The following is a 16,012-nucleotide window of genomic DNA, read 5'->3' as shown; positions in this document are numbered from 1 at the left end:
TTTAAAATTAATAACCTGGATTTTGTGTTGACAATCCATTTGACTGATTAATGAAAGCCTGTGGTAATGGAAATAATTCATGTTTTCCAGCGACAAATGTTTTTCCGTGAATTGCAAAAGCTACAACAGCTTGTCCAGTTCTTACCAAGTCAAAAAAGCGATCGTGCTCAAAGGCCATTTCTACTCTTCTCTCTTTCCAGATAGCAATACGTACATCTGCTTTAGTAACTGCAGCGGTGTTTCCTAATGCCGCTCTATTTCTAATTTCATTTAACAAAAGAATAGCCGCTGGAGTTTGATCTAATTCATTTAATGCTTCAGCCTTCATTAGCAAAACTTCGGCGTATCTCAAGTATTTGATATTAGCATCCGTTTCCCACGCATCGGTAAATGCAGAAGAATATGCTTTATAATTGTAACGAGAGTTTTCAACGGTTGTTGGCACTACTCTACCATCATATAAAGTTGTTCCCGCAAAAATAATAGTTGCGTTTTTTCTAACATCACCTGGCTCATAAGCATTAACTAAACTCTCAGAAGGAGTATTAAAACCCCAACCCCATCCGCCGGCACCACGAGCACCTTGAGTGTTTGAATATCCTGCAATTCCTTTAGCTGGGACTGAACCTGTACCATGAATCTCAAAAATTGATTCAGCATCATTCTCTCCAACTAATCTAAACATAGAGGCATAGTTAGGAACGATTGAATAACCTGTAACTAGATCAGCGTTATCCACTACTTTTTGCCAATTCTTTTGGTACAAATTTACTTTTGCTAATAATGCATAGGCAGCTCCTTTTGACGCTCTACCCTTTTCTGCAGAAGCATATTCAGATCTATTAGGTAGTGCAGCAATCGCATCACTTAAATCTTTTTCGATAAAACTATAAACTTCAGCAGCCGATTTACGTGTCAATTGCATGATTCTATCCTCGTCAGAAGAGGGATTTGGTAAATGATCTATAATAGGTACTCCACCGTAAGTTTTTAATAAAGTAAAATACATGAAGGCTCTCAAAAACTTCGCTTCGCCTATTAGTCTCGAGCGTAAAGCAGGATTTGCTTGGTCTAATTGTGGCACAATACTTAATGCCTGATTGCATCTGTTTATTCCTTCATAATTAGCCTCAAAAACCTCTCTAATAGAAGCGCTTGATGCATTATAGCTTAAGGCATCCAGCAGGTCTTTATCTGAACCTGTATCTCCAGGAGAAGAACCTTTATCAGCATCATCAGAAGCAATACTAGTTAGTCCAATCCAAGAAAACGAGCTCATATTGAAATCTAAAAACTTGTTATAGATTGCAGTAACAAATGTGGTTGCACCTTCGTCATTGTTAAATAAAGCAATATCCTTTGTAGAGATAGATTCTGTTTGGTCTACATCTAAATAGTCGTTTGAACATCCAGAAAAAAAGTAGGCGGATAGTACAAATAGTGATATATATATCTTTTTCATCGTATTAAAATTTTAAATTAGCACCAATAACTAGTGATCTTAGCGTTGGGTAGGCATCTAGTTCGATACCTTGACTACCATATGGGTCTCCATTACCATTTAATTCTGGAGAAAAACCAGAGAACTTTTGAGTAATAAATGGGTTTATTGCATTTACATACACGCGACAATAACTCAAAAATCCATTGTCAGCTAATGGCAGTTTATATCCTAAACTAATATTATTTACTCTGAAGAAATCACCTGATTCTAAATAATACGTTGAGGCAACTGGAACTTGGTTAAAAGGCGCTGGATTTGAAGCTGCAGTGTTATTTACAGTCCAGAAATTAGTAGCAACAGATTCTTCTATGTTTTCTCCTGAAAAACGTTGTGCTTTTTTACCATTGTACACTTTTGCACCTGAAGTTCCATATCCATCAAGAGATAAATCAAAGTTTTTATAGTTTACACCTAAAGTAATTCCGAAGGTCGAAGACGGCAAAATAGAACCCGCATACTTTTTGTCTTTATTCGCGTCCAATGCATCTTGAGCTACTGTCGTACCCGCTGCAGTATAATATAACATCTTACCGTTTGCTGGATCAATACCAGCGTACTCATACATGTAAAAACTACCTAATGGTTTTCCAATAGATGTATTATCAAGTAATTTTGTAAACTGTCCGTTTGATAAATCTCCTCCATTTATTGGAGCAAGAGTGGCGTCTTTTAAGCCTTTTAACTTATTGGTGTTATTAGAGAAATTTCCTCCAACCCAATAGCTCACATGATCATTGATTTTATCATCCCAACGTAAACTAACTTCGTATCCTTTATTAGATACTTGTCCCACATGTGCTGGAGAAGAATTACTAATTCCAGAGGTGATATATGGTCTAGTGTTTAAAATTACGTTTGTTGTTGTTTTATCATAAACATCAAAGGCTCCTTTTAATCTATTGTTTAACAATTCGAAATCAATACCTGCCGAAGTTTCTTCTGTAATCTCCCATGATAAACTTGGATCAACTTGCGAGTTGATTGTAGTTCCTTGGTACAAAATCGAACCACCTAAATAACTGCTTAAGCCTGAAGAATAGGCCTGATTATTAAGAGGTACATTTTGGTTTCCTAGTTTACCCCAACCTCCTCTTAATTTAAGTAAATCGATTCCTTTAACATCTGCCATGAATTCTTCCTTAGTAACAACCCATCCAATTCCGAAGGCTGGAAAAGTTCCCCAACGATAATCTTTACCAAAATTAGATGAACCATCGCGTCTTATTGTCCCAGTAAGCAAGTATCTGTCCATCAATTTATATTGAAAACGACCAAAATAAGACGCAAGCTTTGTTTTATTAAAAACTTCATCTCTATAACTTGTAACATTCCCTACTTCATTTACACCACTTAACGACCAGTAATTTGAATTAGGGTTTACATTCTTTCTAGAGATTGTCAATTGTTCGCGTGCTCCTTTGATAGAAGTCTCGATACCTGCTGTTAATTCAACATCATGAATATCTCCAAAAACCTCATTGTAAGTAACGTAGTTTGTTAGATTCCAATTGAAATATTGACTTCTTCCTTTTGTCAATAAATTGACATTTGCAGTAGCATTGTATTGAGATTCAATTCGGCTAGGATCAGCAGCTAACCAAATATTTCTAGTATCTTCAAAATTATAATTTTTCCAAGTATAATATTCTCCATTAAATTGCGAAATGAATTTTAATGATTCTACAATTTCATAATCTAACTTTAATCCACCTTGTAAGATGACGCTCTTTTGCTCTTCATTAAAGAAATCTAATTGCGCAACTGGATTTCCAACATTATTAAAACTTGATCCTGTTGTCCCTGCAAAACCATCATTCCCTACAAATGAAACTCCGTATTGTCCATTCGGAAAACGAACAGGGACTATTGGAGATTGCTTGTAAGCACTAGTAAAAGCACTTAGAGGCTTCGGGTTTGAATTAGTAATTCCGAAACTAAAATTTTGATTTAAGGTCAGTTTATTAGAAATTTTATATTCATTATTATTTCTAAAAGTAGTTCGATTATAATCTAATCCATTCAAAACCGCTTTTTCCTCATAGTTCCCTAAACTAAAAAAATATTTTATATTTTCTGTAGAACCAAAAACAGAAATATTATTTTGAGTATACGAGCCAATTCTAGTGATCTCGTCAAACCAGTCAGTGTTTACCGGTTGATCTTGAGAAAAAGTTGTAGTTTGCAAAGCTGAATTAGAGTAATAGGCATATTTATTACTTCCCGACATTTTTACTCTCTTTAAAGGATCTCTAAATCCAGCAAAGCTTTCCAGTTCAACTGTGACACCGTCTCCTTTACCTTTTTTAGTTGTAATGATGATTACACCATTTGCAGCTCTAGTACCATAAATAGCTAATGCTGATGCATCTTTCAAAATTTCATAAGAAGTAATATCATTTGTATTAATATTATTGATGTTTTCTGTAGGCATTCCATCAACAATATATAAGGGAGTACGTCCTCCTAATGCAGTTCCTAAACCTCTAATAATAACTGAAGGCGTACTTCCAGGTAAATCAGATGAAACAACTTGAACACCAGCCGCTTTACCTTGAATCGCTTGAGAAGCATTCAACACTTTAGTTTTAGAAATCTCTTCTGCCTTTAAAGAAGTGATTGCCGCTGTATTATCAATGGTCTTTCTAGTACCATAACCAATGATAACAACTTCCTTTAATGCAGTATCTTCCGATTCTAGCATCATTATACTCATGGGTCCAGCAGTCGCCTTAATAGAAACCGCCTCAAAACCCAACATGGTAACTTTTAATAAATCACCTGCTTTCGCATTGATATTAAAATTTCCGTCAAAATCAGTATCAGCATTTGAAGTGGGAGAAACCAAAATTGCACCTGGTATCCCAATTCCGTTTTTATCCAATACTTTACCCTTGATTACTTGACCTGACATATAAGCCGGAAGTAGAAGGAGTGCTAAAAAGCTAAAAATAAAATTTCTCATCTATTAATAATTTGTTAATGTTAGTAGAGCTAAGTTAGATAACTACAACGTTATAGCAATCCTATTTGAATTACTACATAACTACATCAAGCTAACAAAAAAATACTGTAATTCAATGATTTTAGGGGGTTTCAAGCGTGTTGAGTGATTACTTTACATCTCAATGATGTAGTAATGATGTGTTACAATTCTGTTACGAAATACCTTAAAAAAAATATAAAATGTAAAAAATAATGGGTTTTTATATTGATAATAAAAACTTAGATAGGTTGTCATCTTGTACGAGCTGTAATTTCTTTCGCAATCGATAACGATGTAATTCAACTCCCCTAAAAGAAATATTCATCATTGGAGCGATTTCTTTCGAAGAAAGATTCATTTTTAAATAAATACATAACTTAATATCCTTCTGAGTAAGGTTTGGAAATCTTTTAGATAACGCAATTACAAATTCATTGTGAATTTGATTCAAATTCGTTTCAAATGTTTCCCATTCGTGTTTATTGACCGCATTTATTTTAATAGTCTTACTAATCTCACTCTTCAGTTTGTTTAAATCTGTTGCTGAATCTAAGATACCTTGGATGCTTTCAATCATTTCACTTTGCTTCGCAATTGAAAGTGATTTCCCAGTTACCTCTGATGATTTTGTTTGCAGTTCTAATTCTAAAATGTGCTTTTCATATTCTTGACTATTCAATTCATTCTCCGCTTTCAATTCCATTTCCAGAATTTCCTTTTGGTGTTTCAATTCCTCTTCCTGTAATTTTAGCTTTTGAATGTAACGCATTTTATTCCATCTATAATACACAAATAAAATGGTTCCTATTACGACCATATATAGTACAATCATCCAAAAAGAGATATACCATGGATTCGCGATATAAAACTCAAAACTTGAGACTTCGTTATAATTCATTCCATCATGACTGTATATCGTCAACACGTAATTTCCACTCTCTAAATTATTCAAAACGACTACTCCTCCATTCACTAGAGAATAGTCCTCGGACTTATTTATCTTATAAAATAGGCTTGGTTTACTTGACCCATAAATTCCTGAAGTTACATGTATCTTTAATTCTGAATTATATTTGATGGTGCTATTATTACCAACTAATGCATCATTATTATAAACTTCAATTTTAATTTTGGGATTTATAATCAAATCATTCTTCAATTGAAGTGAAATAAAACCATCATCTAAATTCAGCAAATAGCTATCACCACTTTTAAATACTTTTAGATAATCATTGATGATTTTACCTTTATAGTATTTTTCTTGAATTAAATTTCGAACAAAATTATTCCCTTTAACATAGACCTGATATAATAATCCCTCCTTTAGTATTATAAAATGATCTTCGTCTATTTTTACAATATCAGAAGTATTTGCAAAATTTGAATTAAATAATTCGTTTTCCACTAGCTGATTTGAAATTGAATTATAAGTATACCACGTTTTGTGAATCAAGAAAAGAATTTCATTTCTAAATTCAAATATTTTCACTCCAAAGTCATTCGCCTTCTTTTTACTTTTTTGTGTAATATTCTCCACCTCCATCGTTTCATAGACATCATTGTAAGTTATTCTATACAGCCCTCTATAATTATCAGCAGCCCATATTTCGTTTTTTTTATTTTGAGCAGCATATTTTATAGGCTTTAGAATCCCTTTAACATCAATTTTCTGAGAAAGGTCATCTAAGTTATTGTATATAGAAATACCACTGTAACTTGTCTGTAGATAGGAGTCGTTAACATTACTTTTAACTAAACTCCAACCTCCATTTATACTATTTAATTTCGAAAAAAGACTGTTTTCATAAACAAAGGTTCCTTCATTATGGCCGATAATGAACTTGTTATTTATCTTTTTGATATTCCAAGCTTGCCCCTCTGAATTTGGAATTAGAGAAAACCCTCTATTTTCATATTTAAAAACACCATGATTAGATGCCATCAAGTAACCATCGTTACTTTTAACAACTGAATAAACAGAACCTAAAGTGCCACTACTATCATAAAAAATAGCAGTTGGTGAATTAATCTCTATATGTGCAATTCCATTATCTAAGCCAAGCCATAAATCATTCTCTTTGTCTAAGCCAATGCTTAAAATAGAATTATTCATCAGTACATTTTCACGGTCAATATTTATATAGGAATCACTTTCAAAATTGAAAATATAAATACCCTTACTACTTGTTCCTACCGCTAATTTGTTGCCTTTTAGAAAATGAGCAACATTTATATTTGCGGTTTTTAAAGTCTCATTTAGCGGGTTTTTCCAGGGAGTTAAAACTCCATTTTCTTCGACAAAAATTCCATTTTTTTTAGTAAAAAAATAGATTTTGTTTTGGAACTTCTCGATACCATGGATAACATTATTTTCTAAAACATCCCAGCCTTTTACTTTTTCGAAACGAGAATTTACCATTTTATACAAGCCATTGCTAACGGAAGCAATTAAAATTTGGTTGCCGATTACATAGCAATAAGAAATGAGAAATGGTATTTTTATCTTTGTGACACGCTCTCCATCGTACTTGTAGATAGAATTAAAAGATTGAAAATAAATAGCGTTATTAAATTCAAAAATCTTCCAAATTTCTTCGTTCTCCTGATCGTCAAAAACAGATTTTCCCTCCGATATTGACACATAATTCATCTTTCCGTTTTTGCGCATCCAATATCCAAATTCTTTGTAGGAACCTGAATAAATCTTGTCATCTACAGCATAGATCGATCGTATAATGGTTTTATTTGGTAACATGTTTTTCTCCCATTTTACTCCGTCATAACGCAGTAAATAGTGATGATTTGCAAAATACATAGCATCATCATTACCTTGGGTAACATTCCAAGTTTGATTATCACCTTGGTAATTTGATTTATTATAATTCTCTACAAAAGGAAGTAATTCCTGTGCATAAAATGGGGTGATTATTAAAAAGAATAAAAATATTTTTAAAGTTTTAGTTTTCAAATCAGGAAGGTTTTTATACCAAATATACTCACATTTATTAGATTTAAGATGTAAAAAAACTCTTAACTGAGAATTGAATATAGTATGTTTTTTGTTTTAAAATTATTTTCGATATACTTTACAGAGCAGCCCATTATGTTTTTAGTTTGTGAATACTTTATCGAGTAGGCTTGAGCTTTTAAAGTTGAAACTTAATTTTTTTTGAAAAATATAAAGGTAATATCTCCTCTGTGTTATTAGAAAAAACCACATCAAAGTGTTCCGTTAAAAAATCAGGCCGCATGGATTTCAAAAGGTCTATAGAAGTCATCTTTAATTGTTAATTCTACAAATATCTAATTTTTTGCAAGAATTATTCCCAAGTTTTATTCTTGACCGCTATTAAAATTAATTTACAATCTATGCTTCTAATATTCAAATTCTTACAGTGCATTGCGAATTGGATTATTAATATTTTCAATGTTTTTATTTGTATTAAGTCTAAATAAGCATAGATTTGCAAAAACTTTAGAACAGAAAATATGTCACTCTCTCACTATTTCGTCTTTTTAACATGCCTCTACTTTAGCTCCTCTGCTATTGCACAGACTACTAAAATTAACGGTAGAATAAATTTCACAGATAATGAACCTGTACCTGGTGTTTTAGTTTTTCTTCAAGGAAACACTAAATCCGCCGTTTCAAATGAAAGCGGAAATTATGTAATCGAAAATGTTCCTTATGGAAATTATATTCTTGAAACTAGTTCTATAGAAGCAAATAAAAAGACTGTAGCTATAAAATTAAATGGTACTACTAAAAATATAAATATACTAATAGAGAGAGCTACAAGCGTTGAGCTAAGTGAAGTTGTGGTGAATGTTAAAACTGAAAAAACGAAAATTGAAACAAAAGGTTTTGCAGTAAATGTTATTGAGACTAAAACTGCTGCATCAAGAAATATGCAAACTAATGAATTGTTAAGTAGAACTGTTGGCGTAAGAATTCGTCAAAATGGTGGTTTAGGTTCAGATGTTAATTATAACATTAATGGAATATCTGGTAATTCTGTCCGAATTTTTATCGATGGTATTCCTATTTCAACTTATGGTTCTTCTTTTGATTTAAATAGTATTCCACCTTCAATCATCAAACGTATTGAAGTTTATAAAGGTGTTGTTCCTGGTCATTTATCTGACGATGCTTTAGGAGGTGCGATTAATGTTGTGTTGAAAAAAGGCGCTCGAAATAATTTTAATGCGTCCGCTTCTTATGGTTCGTTTAACACTTCTCAGGTAAATTTTAATGGTTTGTATCGTTTTGCAGCATCTGGTTTTACTCTTAAAACCTCTTTTTTCAACAATTATTCTGATAATGATTATGAAGTTTGGGGAAAAACAGTTTATAATATCTTACCAAATGGCCGCTACGATTACATTAAAGCTAAGCGCTTACAAGATGCATTTAAATCAACAGGAAGTGTTGTAGAAGTTGGTTTTACAGATGTAAAATGGGCAGACAATTTCTTTATTGGTTACACCAGTTCAGATTCATATAAAGAAGTACAGCACGGAACATTTATGTCAACTCCTTATAAAGGTAGATTTTTACGATCAGATGCCGGATTGATGAGCTTAACCTATAATAAGAAAGATCTATTTGTAAAAGGTTTAGAGTTTAATTTTCACGGATTGTATGGTGAAAGAAATCGAACTATTAACGACACCGTTAAATGGAATTATGATTGGAATGGAAACCTGAGTTTGGATTTAAATGGACAACCAATTCCACGTCCTTCCGGAGCACAACAAGGAGCTCCAACTTTAGCCAATATTAAAAGAGAAGTTGGTGCTATAAGAACTGGAATTTCTTATGAGATTAATGAAAATCATAAATTTTTATTAAACTATACATTATCAAATGTTAACAGGGAAGATGATGATGAAATGAAATCGGTTTTAGAACGTAAATTTATTGGAACTAGAGATTTAAGTAAAAACATCGGCGCTTTTACCTATGAATTGACTGCTCATGAGAGTAGATTAAAAGCTAGTGTTTTTAGCAAGTATTATCAACAAAAGATTGAACGAATGAACCCGATAGTGCAGAATATTAATGGTGTTGCAACTAGGGTTGAAGATATCGTTAGTAGTAATAAAAATGCCATAGGCTACGGCGGAGCATTTTCTTATGCTGTTCTACCAATGGTTACCCTTTTAACATCTGCCGAAAAAGCAGTTAGATTACCTACTGAAAATGAAGTTTTTGGAGATTCAGGCGATAACATATCTGAAAATCCAAACATTAAACCAGAAACCAGTAAGAACTATAATCTCGGTTTTAGATTTGGAAAATTCAAAATTCAAAAACATGAAATAGTGCTCTCTACAAATGGTTTTATCAGAAGTATAACGGACAGAATTGGTACACCGGTGCAAACAGCTATTAATACAAATATTCAAACACTTCCCTTTGTAAATCAAGGTAATGTAAAATCAAAGGGCGTTGATTTCGAATTAAATTACACTTATAATAACAATCTGAATATTGCAATGGGAGTCTCAAAATTTGAACTGACAACCGTTACAGGAGGTCTAAAATATGACTTGCCAAATGAGCCTTTTTTAAATGCTAACGTAAGTGCTCAATATTCCTTTAATGATGTATTAGCTAAAAAATCACAATTGAACTTATTTTATAATTTCATGTTTGTAGACACTTTTAATTACAATCGAAAATTATATAGCAATACAGCCGGAACTGATTTTTTTAATGTCCCAGAACAATTTATACAAGACGCTGGCGTAAGTTATGTTTTTCCTAAGAAAAATTTCATAGCGAGTTTTGATGCGAAAAACATGTTTAACAAACAGAGTTACGATAATATGGGCGTACAAAAACCGGGAAGAGCATTTTACTTAAAACTTAATTACATAATCAATAACTTTTAAATATATAAATATAATGAAAAACAGATTTTTAAATTTATGGGCTTTTACGGCACTTATTGGAGTTTTCGCTCTAACAACAAGTTGCAGTGATGATGACAATACTAGCGGCGGAACTACAGAACCACCCATTACAGAAGGCAGATACATCACTGTAGCCGGAGCAGTTATGGGAACTACAGATCCTACGCCTGGTGATGGAAATGGTGGAACAATTGTATATGCTATAAGCAAAGAAAATGCGAAAGATCCTTCTAAGACTTTTGACGTTTTTGAAAACGGATTTGCAGTTCCATCAAACAGAACAGCGCGTTTGCAATCTTCACAAGATGGTTCTACGCTTTTCAATATCGCTTATACAGGTACAAATGGTGGTGAATTTTCAAAATACAAAGTAAATGGTGGACAAAATTTTACGCCTACAGGTGGAGTTGTAAATATTTCGCAATATGCAGGAACGAGTCCAAGATGGGTTAAATTATATGATGGTGATAAAACTGGAGCTGCTGTAAATGTTACTTCTCCAACGGTTGTTACTAATGCTGATGGAAGCTATAAGCACACTAGAGGAACTGCTACAGTTTTATCTTTAGATTTAGTAAATTCATTAATTGCTCAAACTAAATCTTATGAAATCGCTTTGAGCGCAGCGGAAGAAGCGCAAGGACATCACATTTTTAGATTGGATGCGCCAGTTTTAAATAAAGCAGCTAACAAATTAATAATTGGTACTTGGATGCGTAAAACAAACCCAGCAACGGGAACCAATGAAAGTACTTATACTCATTTAGGAGCTAAATCAGTTGTTGTTGATTATCCATCATTAGAAAATCCGGTAGTAATTACTTCTACTGTAGGATTTGGTGATACTAGTGGTTACCGTAGCTTTAATAGTTTTGTTGGTGATGATGGAAATATTTATCAAGCCACCCAAAGAGATGCTTCTGGTTCGCACATCTTAAGAATTAATTCAAGTAATCAATACGATAATTCTTATGTGTTCAATTTAGATACAGCATTAGGATTATCAGGTACATATATTGAAAACTGGAAATATGCTGGAAATGGAAAAGCTGTGGTAGCTTATACCCATAATGGCTCAGCAGTTTCTAATCTTTCTGGTCAATCTCAAAGTTTTTTAGCACTTGTAGATCTTACTGCAAAAACAGCAAAAACATTAGATTTACCTTACAGCGCAGATATGTATTTCTTCCAATATCAAGGTTATGTTGTTGATGGTTTTGATGTTTATGTAACTGCCGCACCGGTTGGACAAGATGGTCGTATTTATATCATTAACAGTGCGACTGGAGTCGTAACTACTGGAGCTAAATTAACAAATAAACCTGGAAACCATTTTATTGGAGCCTTCTAAGTTAGAATATAAATTCCGTGTTGTATTTTTGCAGCACGGAATTTTTAAATTGTAATTAAAAGTTTCATTTATTTAAAAAACAAAACAGCAATGAAAAAAATATTGTTAAGTACACTACTGCTAATTGCAAGTGTTTCAAATGGACAGAATACACTTTTAAATGGAGATTTTTGGAAAAAAAATCCAGATTTAACTACTATTAAAGAAACGATAGCAAAAGGGAATAGTCCCTCTGAAGCAAATGGCGGTAATTTTGATGCCGTTACTATGGCCATCAATAACGATGCGTCATTAGAAAGTATCCTATTTCTTATTCAACAAGATGGAAATAGTGTAAAAAAATTAACCCATGATGGTCGTACTTATTTGCATTGGGCGGCTAGTAAAGTAAATGTTGATTTAGTGAAATTTTTACTAGAAAAAGGAGCAGATATTAATCTTTCTGATGATAAAGGAGCTATTCCAATTGCTTTTGCTGCGTCTAACGGACAAGCTAATGCAAAAATATATGAATTGTTCTTTAAAGCGGGAAACAATCCAAAACAAAAATTTAAAAACGGAGCCAATATATTACTCTTATCTATTCCAAACGACAAAGAACTAAAATTAGCCGATTATCTTGCTACAAAAGGTTTGTCGCTAAAGGATACGGATGATTTAGGGAATACTGCATTTAATTATGCTGCCAGAAGTGGTGATGTAAAACTGTTGCAAACTATCCTAAAAAAAGGAATTAAATACGATGGAAGAGCTTTAATTATTGCTTCTCAAGGAACTAGATCTTCATCTGCAACTTTAGAAGCTTATAAATATTTGGTTGAAGATATAAAGATCAATCCAAATTCGTTAGGTGATGAAGGTGAAAATGTTTTACACAATTTAGTTAGAAAACAAAAACAAGAAGATATTATTGCTTATTTCTTAGCTAAAGGTGTTGATGTAAACCACCAAGATAAAGCTGGAAATTCTGTTTTAATGAACGCAACTCGTGGAAATATTGAATTGGTAAAAACATTTATTTCGAAAGTAAAAGATGTGAATGCTATAAATTCAAAAGGTCTTTCAGCATTGAGCTTTGCAGTTGAAAATGGTTCTTCAGATATGGTGGGATTTCTACTAGCAAACGGAGCAAAAACTAACGTTATTGATGCAAAAGGAAATAATTTAGCTTATTATTTGATGCAATCGGTACGAAAAGACGGAAAAGATGGATTTGACGATAAATTAAGTTTGTTGAAAAATTCTGGATTTGACATTACAATTCCACAAAAGGATGGCAATACATTATACCATTTGGCAGTTGCAAAAAATGAGTTAAATCTATTTAAAAAAATAAGTGCATTGGATATAGATATCAATGTTAAAAATCAAGAAGGAATGACAGCTTTACACAAAGCGGCATTAACAGCAAAAGAGGACTCAATCTTAAAATTTTTAGTTGCTTCAGGTGCTAAAAAAGACATCCTAACAGAATTTGATGAAACTGCTTATGATTTAGCAAAAGAAAATGAGTCACTAACAAAAGCTAATATATCAGTAGATTTTTTAAAATAATACACTATGAATAAAATAATAAAACTTGTATTGGTAGGCCTGTTTGGTCTACTATTTATACCCCAAGCAAATGCCCAACAAGCCAAGTATAAATGCATGTTGCAAATGACAAATTATGAAGGTTTGGAAGCTTACGTTGTTGTTTCTTTAATTGATCCTAAAGGAAAATATGAAAAGACATTATACGTGATGGGACCAGATAAACAGTGGTATAATGGTTTCAAAGAATGGAACAAAACCTTGGCCAAGAAGAAAGAAAATCTGAATGGTATTACGGGTGCCTCTATAGCGGCAGGTGACAGAAGTATTACAACTTTTTCAATTGATGAATCTAAATTAAATAAAGGTTACAAACTTCGATTTGAATCGGCTGTGGAAGACAATAAATATTATGTTGGAGATGTAGAAATTGCATTAACAACAGCTGATATTACGAAGAAAAAAGAAGGAAAAGGGTTTATCCGTTATGTAAAGCTTAACAAACTTTAAAAATAATCTAATATGACATTGTCTATTTGGCGGTATGCCCATTTGGTTTTAGCTCTTTTGGCCTCATTTGTGCTTATTATTGCATCTTTAACAGGAATTGTTCTTGCTATTGATGTGGCTAATGAGAAAACAAATCCGTATCAAATAGACAATTTCAATGAACTGACACTTCATCAAGTCTTACCAGAATTACGTAAAGTGTATCCTGAAATCTCTAATATTTCAGTAGATCACAACCAATTTGTAACTTTAGAAGGTTTTGATGAAGAAGGTAATGAAATTAAAGCTTATATAGATCCAACTACTGGAAAACAATTGGGAATTCCAAAGCAAAAGAATGAGTTTATCCAATGGAATTTGGCTTTACATCGTTCGCTATTTCTTCATGAAACTGGAAGATTTACTGTAGGATTGGCTTCGTTTTTATTTTTTTTAATTGCTATTTCAGGTACGATTCTTTTGATTAAACGTCAAAATGGTATTAAGAAATTCTTTTCAAAAGTAAATAATGATTCGCTTGCCCAGTATTTTCATGTGGTAACCGGAAGAATCATGTTACTACCTGTTTTGATTATTGCTTTAACAGGAACGTATTTATTTTTACTTCGATTCGAAATTATTCCTGTCCAAAAAGCAAATGCGATTAATTATACCGAAGATGCAAAACTGAAAGAAGTTCCATTGACTGATTTTTCTGTATTTAAACAAACGAAATTGTCTGATGTTATAAAGATTGAATTTCCGTTTATGGAAGATGAACCGGAAGAATTTTACATTTTGAAGTTGAAAGATAGTGAAATAACAGTAAATCAAATAACGGGTCAAATCGTAAAAGAAGTTAAATATCCTTTCACACAAGTATTAGAAAAGTTTAGCTTTGACTTGCATACAGGACAAATAAATTGGATTTGGGCTATAATTTTGGCTTTCGCTTCTATCAATATTTTACTTTTTATCTATTCTGGATTTGCGATTACATTAAAGCGCACTAAAACAAGAATTAAGAATAAATATAAAGCAAATGAGTGCGAATTTATACTTTTAGTAGGTTCAGAAAATGGTTCTACCTTAGGATTTGCGAATCAGATTCATAAACAGTTGCAGGCAAATGGGAAGAAATCCTATTTAACGGATATGAATAATTATACCGATTTTCTAAGTGCGAAGCAATTCCTTATTTTTACTTCTACTTATGGTTTAGGCGAAGCACCAATTAATGCCAAAAAGTTCGAAAAACTAGTTTGTGAATTTCCACAAAAACAAAATATTCAGTATTCGGTTGTAGGATTTGGATCTAAATCTTATCCTGATTTCTGTGCCTATGCCAAAGAAGTTGATGTGTTATTGTCCGAACAAAGTTGGGCAGAGAAATCAGTAAAACTTCATACTGTAAACGACAAATCTGCAGAAGAATTTACACAATGGCTTTCGGTTTGGGCCAATTTGAATAGCTTAGCCATAGCAACAGCTCCTTCTTTATACAGTCAAAAAGCACCAAAATTAAAAGTTTTAAAAGTTGTCGATCGTGCAGAAATAAATTCGGATGAGGTCATTACTTTCAAGCTAAATTTGAAACCTAATGCTTTCACAAAATTTAAATCAGGTGATTTATTGGCTATTTATCCAAAAAACAATGCTATTGAGCGGTTTTATTCCGTTGGGAAAGTCAATGATTCGGTACAATTAATTGTTCGTTTGCATCCAAATGGTTTGGGTTCTCAATTTTTATATGATTTGGAAAATGGCGCCGAAATCAAAGCACGATTAATTAAAAATTCCCATTTTCATTTTCCGAAAAAAGCGACGAAAGTAGCTTTGATTTCAAACGGAACCGGAATTGCACCTTTTTTGGGTATGATTGACGAAAATAAAAAGAAGATAGAAACGCATTTGTACTGTGGTTTTCGCAAAGAAAATGAACTTACCAAACGCTATACTGAAATCACTAAAAAACATCTAGAAGACGCGAAATTGAAATCTTTTCATCTCGCTTTATCCCGACAAGATTCGCCTCAATATGTCATGGATTTGATACTTCGTGACCAAGAATTTTTCCTTACATTATTGAAAACTAATGGTGTTATTATGATTTGTGGTGCTTTAAAAATGCAAAGAGATGTTGAGTCGGTATTAACTTGCATTTGCGAAAAAGACGGATGCGATTTTCAAACATTCAAGTCAAATGGTCAAATTTTAGCCGATTGTTATTAAA

8 protein-coding genes are annotated in these 16,012 nt (G+C 32.6%); 5 read left to right on the top strand and 3 right to left on the bottom strand.

What is annotated here, in order from left to right; translation table 11 throughout:
* Positions 1-7: 7 nt before the first annotated feature.
* From E0F98_RS15180 to E0F98_RS15170, 3 genes are all read right to left on the bottom strand, one after another.
* The gene (locus E0F98_RS15180; protein ID WP_132112978.1) at positions 8-1,462 is read right to left on the bottom strand and encodes a RagB/SusD family nutrient uptake outer membrane protein; all 1,455 of its coding nucleotides are present in this window, start codon (positions 1,460-1,462) and stop codon (positions 8-10) included.
* A 4-nt stretch (positions 1,463-1,466) separates the two neighbouring features.
* Positions 1,467-4,466 (bottom strand): SusC/RagA family TonB-linked outer membrane protein, encoded by a 3,000-nt coding sequence (locus tag E0F98_RS15175; protein ID WP_132112976.1) that lies wholly within the window; start codon positions 4,464-4,466, stop codon positions 1,467-1,469.
* A 241-nt stretch (positions 4,467-4,707) separates the two neighbouring features.
* Complete coding sequence (locus E0F98_RS15170; protein WP_132112974.1) at positions 4,708-7,455, bottom strand: helix-turn-helix and ligand-binding sensor domain-containing protein; 2,748 nt, start codon at positions 7,453-7,455, stop codon at positions 4,708-4,710.
* Positions 7,456-7,976: 521 nt separating this feature from the next.
* Between E0F98_RS15170 and E0F98_RS15165 the strand changes: the two genes are divergently transcribed.
* The 5 genes from E0F98_RS15165 to E0F98_RS15145 all read left to right on the top strand — a co-directional run bounded on the left by E0F98_RS15165 (position 7,977) and on the right by E0F98_RS15145 (position 16,011).
* Positions 7,977-10,385 (top strand): TonB-dependent receptor, encoded by a 2,409-nt coding sequence (locus tag E0F98_RS15165; protein WP_132112972.1) that lies wholly within the window; start codon positions 7,977-7,979, stop codon positions 10,383-10,385.
* Positions 10,386-10,398: 13 nt separating this feature from the next.
* Positions 10,399-11,757, top strand: coding sequence for a hypothetical protein (locus tag E0F98_RS15160; protein ID WP_132112970.1), 1,359 nt, complete (start codon positions 10,399-10,401; stop codon positions 11,755-11,757).
* A gap of 90 nt (positions 11,758-11,847) precedes the next feature.
* A complete protein-coding gene (locus E0F98_RS15155; protein ID WP_132112969.1) occupies positions 11,848-13,311 on the top strand; it encodes an ankyrin repeat domain-containing protein in 1,464 nt (487 codons plus the stop codon).
* 6 nt (positions 13,312-13,317) lie between these two features.
* On the top strand, positions 13,318-13,800 hold the full coding sequence (locus E0F98_RS15150) for a DUF2271 domain-containing protein (RefSeq protein ID WP_165929333.1): 483 nt from the start codon (positions 13,318-13,320) through the stop codon (positions 13,798-13,800).
* A 12-nt stretch (positions 13,801-13,812) separates the two neighbouring features.
* Positions 13,813-16,011, top strand: a complete 2,199-nt coding sequence (locus tag E0F98_RS15145) for a PepSY domain-containing protein (RefSeq protein ID WP_132112967.1) — start codon at positions 13,813-13,815, stop codon at positions 16,009-16,011.
* Position 16,012: the final 1 nt, after the last annotated feature.

Origin of the sequence: Flavobacterium hiemivividum, from assembly GCF_004349145.1 — a bacterium.
Taxonomy (GTDB): Bacteria; Bacteroidota; Bacteroidia; order Flavobacteriales; family Flavobacteriaceae; genus Flavobacterium; species Flavobacterium hiemivividum.
This window is presented reverse-complemented; position numbering and strand designations above follow the sequence as displayed.

Coding starts and splice junctions, on each gene's coding strand:
- E0F98_RS15175 (WP_132112976.1), bottom strand. CDS start 4,466: ATGAGAAATTTTATTTTTAGCTTTTTAGCACTCCTTCTACTTCCGGCT.
- E0F98_RS15150 (WP_165929333.1), top strand. CDS start 13,318: ATGAATAAAATAATAAAACTTGTATTGGTAGGCCTGTTTGGTCTACTA.
- E0F98_RS15160 (WP_132112970.1), top strand. CDS start 10,399: ATGAAAAACAGATTTTTAAATTTATGGGCTTTTACGGCACTTATTGGA.
- E0F98_RS15145 (WP_132112967.1), top strand. CDS start 13,813: ATGACATTGTCTATTTGGCGGTATGCCCATTTGGTTTTAGCTCTTTTG.
- E0F98_RS15165 (WP_132112972.1), top strand. CDS start 7,977: ATGTCACTCTCTCACTATTTCGTCTTTTTAACATGCCTCTACTTTAGC.
- E0F98_RS15180 (WP_132112978.1), bottom strand. CDS start 1,462: ATGAAAAAGATATATATATCACTATTTGTACTATCCGCCTACTTTTTT.
- E0F98_RS15155 (WP_132112969.1), top strand. CDS start 11,848: ATGAAAAAAATATTGTTAAGTACACTACTGCTAATTGCAAGTGTTTCA.